15 protein-coding genes are annotated in these 13,219 nt (G+C 39.6%); 7 read left to right on the forward strand and 8 right to left on the reverse strand.

Annotated features, from left to right (window positions below):
* The first annotated feature begins 376 nt into the window (after positions 1-376).
* A complete protein-coding gene (hflX, locus tag VXM68_RS03825) occupies positions 377-1,567 on the forward strand; it encodes a GTPase HflX (RefSeq protein ID WP_293889339.1) in 1,191 nt (396 codons plus the stop codon).
* Positions 1,568-1,630: 63 nt separating this feature from the next.
* Positions 1,631-2,326 (forward strand): lipoyl(octanoyl) transferase LipB, encoded by a 696-nt coding sequence (gene lipB, locus VXM68_RS03830; protein ID WP_075995011.1) that lies wholly within the window; start codon positions 1,631-1,633, stop codon positions 2,324-2,326.
* Positions 2,327-2,507: 181 nt separating this feature from the next.
* Here lipB and VXM68_RS03835 read toward each other — a convergent pair whose 3' ends face one another.
* The 3 genes from VXM68_RS03835 to VXM68_RS03845 all read right to left on the reverse strand — a co-directional run bounded on the left by VXM68_RS03835 (position 2,508) and on the right by VXM68_RS03845 (position 4,769).
* The gene (locus VXM68_RS03835; protein ID WP_367210505.1) at positions 2,508-3,728 is read right to left on the reverse strand and encodes a hypothetical protein; all 1,221 of its coding nucleotides are present in this window, start codon (positions 3,726-3,728) and stop codon (positions 2,508-2,510) included.
* 215 nt (positions 3,729-3,943) lie between these two features.
* Entirely contained in the window at positions 3,944-4,324 is a 381-nt protein-coding gene (locus VXM68_RS03840) for a hypothetical protein (protein ID WP_293957190.1), read from the reverse strand.
* A gap of 28 nt (positions 4,325-4,352) precedes the next feature.
* Positions 4,353-4,769: a hypothetical protein gene (locus VXM68_RS03845; protein ID WP_293957191.1), complete on the reverse strand. Its 417-nt coding sequence runs from the start codon at positions 4,767-4,769 to the stop codon at positions 4,353-4,355.
* Positions 4,770-4,957: 188 nt separating this feature from the next.
* Between VXM68_RS03845 and VXM68_RS03850 the strand changes: the two genes are divergently transcribed.
* From VXM68_RS03850 to VXM68_RS03860, 3 genes are all read left to right on the forward strand, one after another.
* On the forward strand, positions 4,958-5,734 hold the full coding sequence (locus VXM68_RS03850) for a hypothetical protein (RefSeq protein WP_367210506.1): 777 nt from the start codon (positions 4,958-4,960) through the stop codon (positions 5,732-5,734).
* Between the two features lie 127 nt (positions 5,735-5,861).
* Positions 5,862-7,022, forward strand: a complete 1,161-nt coding sequence (locus VXM68_RS03855; protein WP_367210507.1) for a HEPN domain-containing protein — start codon at positions 5,862-5,864, stop codon at positions 7,020-7,022.
* A 32-nt stretch (positions 7,023-7,054) separates the two neighbouring features.
* Entirely contained in the window at positions 7,055-7,552 is a 498-nt protein-coding gene (locus VXM68_RS03860) for a hypothetical protein (RefSeq protein ID WP_367210508.1), read from the forward strand.
* A 32-nt stretch (positions 7,553-7,584) separates the two neighbouring features.
* Here VXM68_RS03860 and VXM68_RS03865 read toward each other — a convergent pair whose 3' ends face one another.
* The 3 genes from VXM68_RS03865 to VXM68_RS03875 all read right to left on the reverse strand — a co-directional run bounded on the left by VXM68_RS03865 (position 7,585) and on the right by VXM68_RS03875 (position 8,719).
* Positions 7,585-8,016: a DUF4143 domain-containing protein gene (locus VXM68_RS03865; protein ID WP_367210509.1), complete on the reverse strand. Its 432-nt coding sequence runs from the start codon at positions 8,014-8,016 to the stop codon at positions 7,585-7,587.
* Between the two features lie 300 nt (positions 8,017-8,316).
* Complete coding sequence (locus VXM68_RS03870; RefSeq protein ID WP_294185161.1) at positions 8,317-8,499, reverse strand: AAA family ATPase; 183 nt, start codon at positions 8,497-8,499, stop codon at positions 8,317-8,319.
* 22 nt (positions 8,500-8,521) lie between these two features.
* Complete coding sequence (locus VXM68_RS03875) at positions 8,522-8,719, reverse strand: AAA family ATPase (RefSeq protein WP_367210510.1); 198 nt, start codon at positions 8,717-8,719, stop codon at positions 8,522-8,524.
* Between the two features lie 425 nt (positions 8,720-9,144).
* On the opposite strand from VXM68_RS03875, the gene VXM68_RS03880 reads away from it, so the two are divergent.
* Entirely contained in the window at positions 9,145-9,516 is a 372-nt protein-coding gene (locus VXM68_RS03880; protein ID WP_294348444.1) for a hypothetical protein, read from the forward strand.
* 2 nt (positions 9,517-9,518) lie between these two features.
* Positions 9,519-10,934 carry a PLP-dependent aminotransferase family protein gene (locus tag VXM68_RS03885; RefSeq protein WP_367210511.1) on the forward strand — a complete coding sequence of 472 codons (1,416 nt, stop codon included), beginning with the start codon at positions 9,519-9,521 and terminating at the stop codon, positions 10,932-10,934.
* 257 nt (positions 10,935-11,191) lie between these two features.
* On the opposite strand, the gene VXM68_RS03890 is transcribed toward VXM68_RS03885, so the two are convergent.
* Both VXM68_RS03890 and VXM68_RS03895 read right to left on the reverse strand, forming a co-directional pair.
* A complete protein-coding gene (locus VXM68_RS03890; RefSeq protein WP_367210512.1) occupies positions 11,192-12,835 on the reverse strand; it encodes a PepSY-associated TM helix domain-containing protein in 1,644 nt (547 codons plus the stop codon).
* A 6-nt stretch (positions 12,836-12,841) separates the two neighbouring features.
* Positions 12,842-13,120, reverse strand: a complete 279-nt coding sequence (locus tag VXM68_RS03895) for a hypothetical protein (RefSeq protein ID WP_367210513.1) — start codon at positions 13,118-13,120, stop codon at positions 12,842-12,844.
* Positions 13,121-13,219 lie beyond the last annotated feature (99 nt).

The following is a 13,219-nucleotide window of genomic DNA, read 5'->3' on the forward strand; positions in this document are numbered from 1 at the left end:
AGACAATTTAACTTTTTTGTATATAAAACCAAATTTATTTACTTTTGCATCATTATGAACATGATATAGAAAAATATCCCTTCTTTTACTAGGCAAAAGATGGCGACCGAACGCTTACATATTTTGAGTTGCCCTGGTAAGCAAATCACAGGAAATTTATTGGTTAATGGAGAATTATGTCATAATCGGCATCAGTCTTGTGTGGTGTACAAATACATAAATTCTTAAATTTACCTTTTCAAACAAACATCGAGCTTTCGGGCTCATTGAACAATAATTAAAAAAGTGAATGAATAACAAGAGTTAGGTAATAAATAGCTTGCACAGCACTGTTCAATCACCTTTCGATTTCACTTAAAAGACTTAATAGTACAAAATGGCCAGATTTAAAATACACGATACAGCTATAAAACCCGAAACAGCCGTCTTGGTGAGTGTCATCACCCCAAGCGTAACGGAAACAAAAGCAAAGGAATATTTGGAGGAACTTGAATTTTTGGTGCAGACTGCCGGTGGTGAAACCAAAGGTATGTTTACACAGAAACTAGGTTTCCCTGACCGAGCTACCTTTGTCGGTAGTGGAAAGCTGGAAGAAATAAAAGCATACGTCGAAGCGGAAGAAATCGACATCGTTGTTTTCGACGATGAGCTTTCACCTTCGCAGCTGCGTAATATTGAGAAAGAATTAAAACGCAAGATACTGGACCGTTCCAATCTGATCTTGGACATCTTTGCCCGACATGCCAAAACTGCACAGGCAAAGACACAAGTAGAATTGGCCCAATTGCAATATCTTTTACCACGTCTGACCCGTATGTGGACCCACTTGGAACGTCAGCGCGGGGGTATTGGTATGCGTGGTCCGGGTGAATCACAGATTGAAACCGATAGACGTATCATCCTGGACAAAATTTCTTTGTTCAAAGAACGCCTAAAAGCAATCGACAAGCAAAACGAGACGCAACGGAAAAACCGTGGTGAGATGATCCGTGTAGCTTTGGTAGGTTATACCAACGTAGGAAAATCGACGATTATGAATATGATCTCCAAGTCTGACGTACTGATCGAGAATAAACTTTTTGCTACACTCGACACTACAGTACGCAAAGTTGTGATAGACAACCTCCCCTTCCTGCTTTCAGATACTGTCGGCTTTATCCGTAAACTACCGCACCATTTGGTGGAATGTTTCAAATCCACATTGGATGAAGTTCGGGAAGCCGATGTCTTGATCCATGTAGTCGACATCTCACACCCCAACTTTGAGGACCATATCCAGGCGGTAAATGAGACATTGAAAGATCTTAAGGCATTGGACAAACCAGTGATTACGGTATTTAACAAGATTGATCTTTACAAACCGGCTATTGAAGAAGGGCATGATGGCGAAGAGATCGAGGTCACGTTGGATGATTTCCGTAATTCATGGATGGCAAAAAATGCAGATCCCGCAATCTTCCTATCAGCAACAAATAAAACGAATATTGAAGAGTTCAAACAAAAACTGTACGATATCATTGTGAAGATGCACAATGAACGTTATCCATACAATAACTTATTGTATTAATTTTTAAAAACAATGCTGTGAATGGGGCCTTATGTTCCATTCACAAGCTTAAAAAAATACGAAATGAACAAAGAGGTGCAGTTTCAAGATTGGGGGCTTGTCGATTATCAGGAAGCCTGGGACAGACAAGAATCCATCTTTAAGGGCGTATTGGACATTAAACATGACAATAGGGTCAACGCAACAGCAACCAGTACCCCGAACTACTTGATCTTTACAGCACATCCCCATGTTTATACCTTAGGGAAAAGCGGGCACGAGGAGTATTTGCTGTTAGATGAAAAAGGACTGGAAGAGAAAGAGGCCAAATTCTATAAGATCAACCGGGGTGGCGACATTACCTATCACGGTCCGGGACAGATTGTCGGTTACCCGATCCTGGATCTCGACAACTTCTTTACCGATATCCATCTTTATCTGCGTACACTGGAAGAGGCCATCATACTGACCTGTGCTGATTTCGGTATCGAAGCCGGGAGATATCCCGGGTTTACCGGTGTATGGATAGAACCCGATAAACCGACGGCGCGCAAAATCTGTGCGATGGGGGTTCGCGCTTCACGCTGGGTGACCATGCATGGTTTTGCATTCAATGTCAACACAGACCTTGACTATTTTGGCAACATCATTCCTTGCGGTATCGACGATAAGGATGTAACATCTTTAAAGCGGGAACTTGGCAAAGAAGTCGATATGGAAGACGTGAAAGAAAAATTGAAAGGACATATTGCAAAACTCTTTGAAATGCAGGTAGTCTAATTTAAGATTTCAATAACATCCAAAGGCCCTTTGAAAGCGGAGTTTTAATTCCCTTCAAAGGGCCTTATTTTTTGAGCATCCCTTTTTCTACTCGTTAATAAAATCCTTGCTAACATCACAAATGAAAGATATTTTCAAACGCTTGGAAATCTATACTTGACCCCTACACAATTTCGGCGTATTAACAATAATACATGCACTCATAGCTGGCCAGTTTTCCATCAACAAATCTGAATATAAATAATCCCGCATCGCCGTTCTGGATATAATATACATGCGGATCAGTGATCCAATTCGCCGAAAGCAGGTCGCCAAAGTGGTCTACAAAGTCTTTTTCTGCATAATTAGCATCCATCCGCTCACTCCCCATGACAATGGTTTCGCCAGCACTAAAAAATAGCTGGTACAAACTACCCACCACTCGCCCTTTATTATTTTTTTCAAAGGCGACGATCATATTGGGTGTTTTATAATAGTACTGTGGCTCCCACCCACATTCGGGCATATCCGGAACTTCGGAAACCCGTTGTAAAGCCAGTTGCTTCATTTGAGCATCTGTGATCTTTCCGTCAAATAAAGACACGCCTTTCCACTCGAAATGAGTGTTTAAAGCTTTTAGTTTCTTGGCATATACTTCAGACTGGAGTTCATTGTGAAACTTATCAGCCAAGACCAATTCAAAATCGATATCAACTTTGGGATCCACTACTCCTGCTTTGGCGTAGGTTTCCTTCCAATAAGTAAGGGCTTCTTTCAATTTGGAATACTTGGTCCAGCCTATTTCCCGTAGACGGCCTACCGCCGCCAACTCCTTTTCCTGATCCTTTCCTTTGACGTCCAAGTAATCTTTTAAGACCTTTTCATAGGTGAGTTGGGCACCCAGATATTTCATCTGAATATATTCAGGTCGCTTATGAAAGTGGTCACCAATATACACCCATCCGTCAGCATACAGCGGCACATAATCGACACATACCATTTCATTGAGCCTCGCCCTACGCACAGCGGTACTTGTTGTATTAGGAGCCTTACGCACGCGCAATTGTGACACCTGCACATAGAAATGTGGGCATTGGGCATCTGTTGTTCCACAATAGAAATATTGTTTTGGCTCGCCAGCAGACCTTTTTCCATTCATGGCACTTTTCAGAGGCTGACGGTCTATAAATCCGATATCTCCATTACTTACTTGCACCTTATATTGCATATTGGTGGAGTCCAATAGATATACTGGTGCTTCTGTCGGAAAGATTCCTAAGAGGTCTTTACTGTTTCTTTCTTCACGGTAGAGGTGTCCCCATGTTGAGGTATACATTGGTCGCTGACCTGCTGATTGTGCTATTGCCTGATGCACAAAACAAGCTAAAAGCAGACAGCATATAACAAATACTTTTTTCGACATAAATTAATTCTTTGAATAGTAAAGGTTGATCATTGTATCGCGATCAACAGCAGGCAATATCCCTTTTACAAATGCACCAGAAGCCTTCCCAGTTGTCAGTTAAACAAACACCTTTTCGATAACCAAATTAAACAAAAAAGGGGCCAATGAAATCACGTGAATCAGGTATTTTTTTGAGGTAGGGAACGATCAGATGTATAAACTACTGGATGTCATTATTTGCGTTGCAGTAAGCTCACCTGTCCTTCCAATGATAGGATTGTTTTTTCTTGTGCCTTGACCGTTTGTTCTAAGGCATTAACCAGCTGCTTATAAATACCAAGGCCTTCGGCAGTGACATGCGCTGTTTCTGCAGGTAGAGCACTGAGCGCTCTCTTCTCATCCTTTCGCATCATAGTTCCTTCGCCCATGAGCAACCATGCGGGACTAATATCGGGATGTTTGGACAATATAGCGATCATGGCATCGGAACTGAGTGCGGTATTTTTCTGCCCTCCCTTGAAGTTTGCATAGGAAAGTTGTAAGTCTTTGAAAAATTCGGTTTTGCTGATGCATTTGGTTTCGGCGATCAGCAGCACACGTTCCTTTACATTCACTTTTGCCTCTTTTTAAAATGTTTGTGGTTTACTTGTTTCTTAAAGACTTTATTTCCTTTTCTTGGATAGACAATAATCGCTCTAGCGAAATAATTGTCTTCTCCTGAGACTTAATAGTGATATTTTGTGACGATATGACCTGTTTCAATGAATTGACCACTGCATTAGTTAAACCATCTGCCTCATTAGCTACATAGCCTCCCTCATCTTCCTCCTGAGCATGAATAGGTTTTAACATCTCACCTTCGCCTTTTAATAGCCATTCTGATGAGTACGCTGGAAATTTTTCAACAATACTCACTAGCCACTTTGCCTGTACGTCTGTGTTATTACTTAAAGCACGTGTAAATACACCTCTACTTGCTCCTACGGCACTTTCGAAGGCTGTTACACTCAGTCCTTCTCTATCTGCTATAACTTTAATTCTCGTTAAAAAAGAACTCATAATCAATAATTATCAATATAAAATTTGTTTAATCGAAAATTAGTGTTTAAATTAGCTTCACTATTGATAATTATAAACACAACATTTTAATCAAAAACCTTAAATACGAAACCAAAAAGGCGTTAGATCAGTGCACGGATCAGTATTTGCCCTAGTATCGGTTTCATCGACTAAAAAATTATAATCTGATGAAAAATACGGAAAAGAAACTAAAAGCGAAACATTTTCGCTATTTATGCAAGGATATAGTCAAAAATCCAATGATCTATATCAGGGATTTCTATCGCTATGAAACGGATATTATTTGTTGGATGAATAATATTCAGCTTTTTGTCAACGCAGCAACTGTCCCCGAAATGGGAAACCGCAATTTTGCTGAAAACGGATACCATTGCAAAGAAATGATCAAACAGATTGAGGTGGCTTATGTAATTTTTCACCAATGTCAACTCCCGATACAAAAAAAGCCATTGAATTTCTTTTCGACAAAAGAAGACTACCACAACTACGTATTTAAACTGGAATATACGACCCATGGACATATAGATCCTTCTGACACCATCAGCAAGTTCTTCTCGTACCAATCTCTTCAAAAATGGTACGATACAATGGATGATATCATGCACTATCTAACGGTATCCGACTATCGTAACTACGAATATTTTGGTGATCAAATTATGGCCATACGAGAATTGCTGATGCGACTTGCATTTGCCCTATACTATATCTATAAAGATGAGGGAATATCCTTAAATGTTCCATGCTATGTAAAAGCTATCAATGATGAACCTCATCAGTCTACCAAAGAGAAAACTATATTACGGCAAATGATGGAAGAAAGTATTGATAAAAAATATGCTAAAAAAGAAGCGCAGAAAAGTAGTAATGATATTGAAGACAGCCAAGGCTTGGGCACATCAGAAATCCCCGTAAGCGAAAATAGCAACTTAGAAACGATTAACTAACGCATTTTAAGTACCAAAGATCGATGAAACCCGCATAATCTATAATACCAAATTGTAACGAATTCATGAATGCAGTGAAATGATAAACTATTTATGATGAGTTACAACAACACCAAACCAATTAATTATGAACACCGATATTAACCCTATTATCGAAGCAATCCTTCGTGCTGTTGCCGTCGATGAAATTTACCAATGGACTTTTGACCACGACGGTAAAAAGTATCAAATGTTACAGGTCAATCTTACCTCAAATGCCGGAATTCGATTTTCCGATGCCAACAGCCTTATAAACAAAACTGTTGGCACATACCCCAATGTATATATCAATGTGAACTTTACGCACGAAATACAACAAAAAATAGATCAAGGTTTAGGTCGGGCATACCTTATTTGCCAACCTGAAAATCGCATTTATCAGAATCCTGTGCAAGACATCCCCCTTGTCTTACCAGATAGTAAAAGTGACGAAGTCATGGAAAAAACACGAACATATATCGAAAAGGAAAAGGGCAAGATTCGATCTTTTATAGATGGTTACAATTTCTATTTCGAGCATAAAAATCATGCACACGCAGCATTTATGCTACACCAAGCTCTAGAACTTGCATTTCGAACAGCAGAAAACATCCTCGTCGTTGAGGATAAAAAGTCGCATTCGCTAAAAAATCATATAAACTATCTCAAAGCTTTCGACGATCGGCTCGGCACACTAGCTGATAATGACGAAAACAAACAGGCTTTGGGGAAAATTAATAAGGCTTACATTGACTATCGATATCACTTTGACTATTTTATTGACGAAGATGTATTAGAAACAGCCTATCAGATTGCTATCAATACATTAAATTGGATCTACGATTATTCCACTATTTTGTTCAAAGAAATTAAGTCAAAACTTAAACCAATCGTAGTGACCAATATCGAAGTTGAAAATTCCAAAAATAACAATGAAATATACAAGAAAAGTTATTGTAATGCCAATTATCGAGACCTCATTTTAAACGCTATCGAGCGCTATTGCACTCCTGCGTTAGTCGTATGTTTCGGTTATGATTCTGATCATCACAAATATCATAATGCGCTCCAAAGAGCTAAAAAGAACCATATCACCCATTCCTACTATATTTTTGTTGCTTATGAGACTTTAAATGGCGAGATCAATAATCTAACGCAGCTCATAACAGATATGCTTCCCAACAATGTATCGCTCACGCTGGCCCTGGAAAACTCAGCTGTTTTCAGCAAACAGTTTTCAAAGGGTCATCCCTTTTTCTTTCGCTCCTGAAAGCGGGCGATATCTGGTTGCAAAATACATCCATGGCCAATATCGATCTGGAAAGCATCGTTGCCCCACAGCTAAATCTAGGTTATGTACGTCAACAATGGAAGACGCGCTATAATAACGCGCGCACATTATATTTACCTTGTGAGGAAGACTACTCAGCAATAAGCATCGAGGCCATATATTATATGCTATCTCAAGCGCTGCAACAAGTTTGTCTTGGCGTAATCAATACCGTACTTCAATACAAACCGCAACGGATCAATCTCACTTTCCTCATGCAACTCTGCAAATTGATAGTTCCTGATGCCTACGCCACATTTTGCTTGGACCATGAAGAGCCACTTAAGGCCTTTAAAAACATTACGGAAGCACAACAACAATTTACGCACAATGCAAATTATAAAGGAGATCCACTTACAATTATAGAATTGCAAAAACGCACAAAAACGTTTATAGAAAGGTGTAACCAAGAGATGGAAAGCTATTTTGAGAAAATTTCTAACCAACAGCTGGTCGAACAAGTTGAATAGAACGGGCTATCAAAAAAGAAGCCTGAGCACCCTTATTTCAACGATTTTTCAAGACCAATAAACGCTCTAAAATTATCCTTTGAGATTTCCTGAACATCTGCGTTATAGGCTTGTACAAAATTTGACGGTATTTTTGCTTTCGCCTTAGGATTCCATTTAAATTCGTAACCGGTTATTTTGCCGTCCGCTTCTTCTACATAATCGATTTCTTGCTGCTGTTTTGTTCGCCAAAAGTATTTGTTGACAAAACGTCGGTTATAACTGTTGTGTTTTAAGCGTTCTGAAATCAGAAAATTCTCCCAGAGTGCACCCACATCATCTCTTAATTCTATTGGATTAAAGTTTTGTATCACAGCATTGCGGATTCCGTTGTCATAAAAATATATTTTTCGATTTGTCTTTATCTCATTACGCAGATTTCGGCTAAAGGAAGTCAAGGGGAATATAATGTAAGAAATTTCCAAGAGATGAATATAATTGGCAATAGTGTTTTTATCAACTCCTGTAAGCTGGGCAATTTAATTATAGCTCACTTCGGATCCAATTTGAAAGGCTAAGGCTTGAAGGATCTTCTCGAGAACTTCTGGTTTTTTTATATTCGCTAAGGTCAAAATATCCCGATACAAATAACTTTAAGAGATCTCATTGAGTACTTCCCGTTCGTCACCGCGGCTAGTAATCGATTCTGGATAAAATCCAGAAACCAGTCTAGTTTCCAGATCGCCTGCAGCATTAAGAAAGCCAATACTATGCTCATATTCTGCCTAAGAAATAGGGAAAAGATTGAACTCTCTCTTACGTCCTGTCAATGGCTCATGTGTATGGGTTTTCAACTCAAGCGCCGAGGATCCGCTGAGGATAAGCTGTACATCTTTACATTGGTCATGTATAATTTTTGCTGTTAAACCAATATTTTCGATACGCTGTGCTTCATCAATAAATACCACTTTAGCTTGACCAATAATTGTTTCAATCTCTTTTGGTGTTAGGATTGTTGAGATAAGTCCTTACCAAGGGATCATCCCCATCCAAAAATAAATAATCGTCACCAGAAAGTATCTCTTTGATCAGGATAGTTTTACCTACTTGCCGCGGACCAATTAGTAGGATAGTTTTCCCCTTAAAAAGTGCTTGCTCCAACTTATTTTTGATTAATCGCTGTATCATAGTACATTTTGTATTCACCAAAAAGCATGACTTTTGGTGAATTATAATATCATAAAACTTTTGTATACTATTAAATACTGCCTTAAATACGATGAGATCCCCAGAATTTATCAGTCGAAGCCTTAAAGAAATCACCAAAATATTTATCGAAGAATGTAACTAGGAGATGGAAAGCCACCATTTCTTCATCTCCTTAAACAAAATTGACCAAGAAGCCTCGCAAAGCAAGGGCGGCAGAAAAACGAGAAAGATGACATCCGGATCAATCGTAACTACGGGTAAAGTGGGAATAGTGTAAAGATCTCAAATGGAAATTACAAAAATCACAGGACAACCTAATTTTTTTCTGTACCCCTATTTTAACGGCACTCTGTACCTAAACAGCATCCTGTACCCTTCTTAAATTAGCAAAAAGATTTATTCTAATGGCGACAACTGCACATCAACCGTATCTGATCAGACAAGTGGAACTTTCTGATTTAGCGCTTATCAAAGAAATACAAAACAAAAAGCAGTTAGATACAGTACGCATAAGCATGCCTTTCCTGGTGCTCGACCAAGGCAATCAATTAAAAGCCTTTTCGTCTGTAATACTCTGCAAAAAGAATTTACTGTCGGTCGAAATGACCTACGAGGGTCCTATTTCGGATACGCTTTCCAACGTATTTATGGACAAAGCGCAATCCTTCTTTGAGCAGCAGTTGATGGACCTATTTGGTTCGGAAGAATCGCTCAGAAAAGGAATCCACCGATATAATAACTGGTTAAATCAAAACAGAAACAGTAAATTAGCATAAGGATGGAACAGCAACTGTTATATAAAAAAATAGCCAATATTGTCGAAAACCAGATCAAAAATGGTTCCTTGGTATATGGCGATCGTTTACCTTCTGTCCGCAGCGCTCAGAAATTATACAATGTAAGTTTAAATACGGCAAAAAGTGCCTATATGGAACTAGAGAGTCGATCGCTCATTGAATCACGCCCTAAATCAGGTTATTTCGTTAGCCGGTCTGGTCTTCGTCGGATGGCGATTCCCTCCATTTCTACCTTCAAAATCGACGAAAAGAAACAAGATCCCGCGGCATTGATCGATAAAGTTTTCCACTCCTTGGAAGACAAGGAAATTACACGCTTTTCACTGGGTTTACCGAGTGCATCATTACTTCCGATTCAGAAACTCAATCGATGCATTATAGAGTCGGTTCATGAACTGCATGATTATGGTGATCAATATGGACAGGTACAGGGAAGTCCGAGCTTACGGAAAGAAATTGCCAAATGGTCATTGGTACTTGAAGGAAAAATAAGTGACGAGGATCTTATTATCACGTCGGGCGCCATGAATGCCATCTACAGCTGCCTTCGTGCCGTCACTAGACCCGGCGACACCATAGCGGTAGAAAGTCCCCTTTATTTCGGCTTTATTCAGGCTTTTCAACTACTGGGTCTCAAAACCATCGAGATTCCTACCCACCCTATTACGGGAATTGAATTGGATGCACTGAAAAAAGTTATTCATAAAATTGATGTCTGTTGTTTTGTCACCAACTTTAGCAATCCATTGGGCGCACTAATGCCTGAAGAACACAAGAAAGAGCTTGTGAAACTGCTGGCACACCACCATATTCCATTGATTGAAGACAACCTCTATGGGAACATCTATTTCGGTTCGTCGCGGCCAAGACCATGCAAATATTTTGACGAGGAGGGACTAGTGATGTGGTGTGGATCATTTACCAAAGTATTAGCCCCCAGTTTTCGGCTCGGATGGGTTGAACCCGGACAATACAAGGATAAGATCCTAAAACAAAAACTCATACAGACGATTTCGCAGCCTGCAATTTATCAAGAGGCGGTCTCTAAATTCTTACAGATTGGCCGTTACGACCATCACCTTAACAGCTTGAGAAAAAAACTGTACAGCAATTATGTCAATTTCAGAAACAGCATTGAGGCCCATTTTCCGGAAAACACCAAAATGTCGCAGCCAGAAGGTGGCTTTGTACTTTGGTTAGAGCTGGACAAAAAGATAGACTCAACGGTACTCTACGATTATGCGCTCAGGCAAAAGTTGAGTTTTGCACCGGGAAGGATGTTTACGCAGCACGATCAGTTTAAAAACTGTATTCGGCTTAACTATGCGGTGGACTGGAACGAAAAGACGGCACAGGATCTGATGCGCCTCGGCCGATTTTTTAAGGCTGTATTGTAAGAGGAATACCATTGAGACCTTCTTTGGGAAAATAACTACGTTTCCATCACGGGTCAACACTGTATTAAACATTTCCGCGATCATCAGTTTGGTATGATTGGATAAGATTTGCTCTGCGCCGCGCCGCGTTGTCTACCCAGATCTTGACCTTAAAGGTATTTAACCTGTATCCTATAAACGTTCGAAGGGCACCTTGTGGGCGCGCTGGGAATTAAAAAACAAAGTGTACTCACCTCGCAGAGAGAAAGGAATCCTTGTTAACGAATCGTCTCAAAGAATTTTTTAGTCTTGTTATAGGCGATTACACCAATTATACCGATCATCAGCCATAAAAAGTCGACGACAAAAATATCCCGCTGTCCATTGCGGAAGGTATCCCAGATCCAGTTACCAGTCATAAAACCGTTGACAAGTGGAATAAAAAATGCCAATATGCTTCCAACCAGCAAGGTTTCGCGATTGGTTCTGCGTATGCTTCTCCGGATAATGTAATACAGTGAAAATAGGAGCCAGCTGTAGAAATAAACTCGGTAAATAAAATCCTGATTGACTTCTGGGCTCAATTTAATAGCAATGAAAGTCAATGCAGTGACAGGTAACATCGTCAGACATATTGCCGTGAAAATATTGGCCGCCCAGAAATTGAATTTTCGTTTTCGTGGAATTACGTTGTTTTTGTCACGCGCTACCAACCAGATCAGTATACCGGAGATAATAACGAGACAGCCCATAGCTCCTAAAATAAAGTACACCATCTTTAGCGGGTAGCCTCCATAATCGCCATAATGCAGCCGATATATAATGCTGCGGACCCCGTCTGCATAGGTAGCTTGGCTTACAGGGGATTTTTCGGTAACAATTGTATTATCGGCAACTCGCACGGATAATATACCCGAACCAGCAAAACTTTTATTGAAATGCGGCTCAAGCTCCATGGCAACATGCATATTGGAATCTGCGTAATTTTTGATCGTGATGCGCTGAAAATCGGATTCTGGCCATTTATATTTTGCCAAATCCAAAAATGGAGCGATCTTAACATGTGCCTCAAGGGGCTTATAGGTATATGGGAAATTTGTATCCGCACTAACACCTATATCTTGATACATTTTTTGTTGATCACCGTCATAAAGCAGCTTACTAAGTGGTAAAGCCAATACCGAATTGATAATCAAAAAGGTTCCGGTCACGGCAAAGATAAATTGGAATGGAAAACCGATAACACCCAATGCCGTATGCATATCGGTCCATACTGTTTTCCATTTGCTGAAAGGCCTGAATACAAAGAAGTTTGATACAATCTTATCCCAATGTAACAATAACCCAGTGATAAGAGCAAATAGAAAAATAAAAGCGGTTATGCCTGCAATAAGATAACCAAATGGTGCTATGCCTACCCTAATCGGTACTTGATTGAGCTGGGCCAAGAAATGTAAACGGAATAAAAACTCTCCCATATCGTAATTCTGCACATAATCACCATATTTTTTGTTGGCGAAATTGTAGGTAAAGTTTTTCGAATCATCCTCTCCTCCTCTTCTTCGGCTATTTTTCTTTGCAGCTTTTTGTTCAGGCGTTATCTTGGCTAAATTTTCTTTGTTTATGATTGTGTCGTTAGATGCACTGAGTGCCACATAAGCTGCGGTGCCTTCGCGGTGCATATAAAAGGTGACATCACGTCCGTGTAAATTGGTCTGCCCCTTGATTGAATCTAGCAATCGGTCAAAGTTTTGATGATCTTCACGGTAGGTTTTATAGGATGTATTATTCTGCCAGGCAGCAATTTCATGTCTAAAAAATGCAAATGAACCCGCAAAAAATATCACATAGAGGATAGCACAAATGGTAATGCCACTGATCGTATGTGTATTGAAGTAAATATTATAATTTCGGTTATTCATGACGAATTACATTTTAAAGAAATAAGGCAAAGAGAAAATTGCTGCCAAAAGCAAGTATATCCCCCATATCTTCCATCCACTCTTAGCAAGTAAGGCCAATAAGAGCAATATTGCCCATAATAGATAACCGGTGAGACACGCTGTAGCAACAACATCTTTTTTCTCAAAAATATGTGTGACTAAGACGTGAAATGAGAGCATCACAACATAACCACCGACAAAACCGGCTGTAATTTTCAGGAACCGTTGAAAGGGCGTACTGAGGTATTTTTTATTGGCAGGCATATTTTATCGGTTAGGAAATCAACAATTCAACACAAAGGCTAAACAAATAGAGGCCCAATATCGGATACAATTTAAAATAGCGGTAAGGATTCAATAAAA

Source organism: Sphingobacterium sp. R2, from assembly GCF_040760075.1.
Taxonomy (GTDB): Bacteria; Bacteroidota; Bacteroidia; order Sphingobacteriales; family Sphingobacteriaceae; genus Sphingobacterium.

What these genes read in the sequence shown, in the direction of transcription:
- hflX (WP_293889339.1), top strand. Translation starts at nt 377, where the DNA reads ATGGCCAGATTTAAAATACACGATACAGCTATAAAACCCGAAACAGCC.
- lipB (WP_075995011.1), top strand. Translation starts at nt 1,631, where the DNA reads ATGAACAAAGAGGTGCAGTTTCAAGATTGGGGGCTTGTCGATTATCAG.
- VXM68_RS03835 (WP_367210505.1), bottom strand. Translation starts at nt 3,728, where the DNA reads ATGTCGAAAAAAGTATTTGTTATATGCTGTCTGCTTTTAGCTTGTTTT.
- VXM68_RS03845 (WP_293957191.1), bottom strand. Translation starts at nt 4,769, where the DNA reads ATGAGTTCTTTTTTAACGAGAATTAAAGTTATAGCAGATAGAGAAGGA.
- VXM68_RS03850 (WP_367210506.1), top strand. Translation starts at nt 4,958, where the DNA reads ATGAAAAATACGGAAAAGAAACTAAAAGCGAAACATTTTCGCTATTTA.
- VXM68_RS03855 (WP_367210507.1), top strand. Translation starts at nt 5,862, where the DNA reads ATGAACACCGATATTAACCCTATTATCGAAGCAATCCTTCGTGCTGTT.
- VXM68_RS03860 (WP_367210508.1), top strand. Translation starts at nt 7,055, where the DNA reads ATGGCCAATATCGATCTGGAAAGCATCGTTGCCCCACAGCTAAATCTA.
- VXM68_RS03875 (WP_367210510.1), bottom strand. Translation starts at nt 8,719, where the DNA reads ATGATACAGCGATTAATCAAAAATAAGTTGGAGCAAGCACTTTTTAAG.
- VXM68_RS03880 (WP_294348444.1), top strand. Translation starts at nt 9,145, where the DNA reads ATGGCGACAACTGCACATCAACCGTATCTGATCAGACAAGTGGAACTT.
- VXM68_RS03885 (WP_367210511.1), top strand. Translation starts at nt 9,519, where the DNA reads ATGGAACAGCAACTGTTATATAAAAAAATAGCCAATATTGTCGAAAAC.
- VXM68_RS03890 (WP_367210512.1), bottom strand. Translation starts at nt 12,835, where the DNA reads ATGAATAACCGAAATTATAATATTTACTTCAATACACATACGATCAGT.
- VXM68_RS03895 (WP_367210513.1), bottom strand. Translation starts at nt 13,120, where the DNA reads ATGCCTGCCAATAAAAAATACCTCAGTACGCCCTTTCAACGGTTCCTG.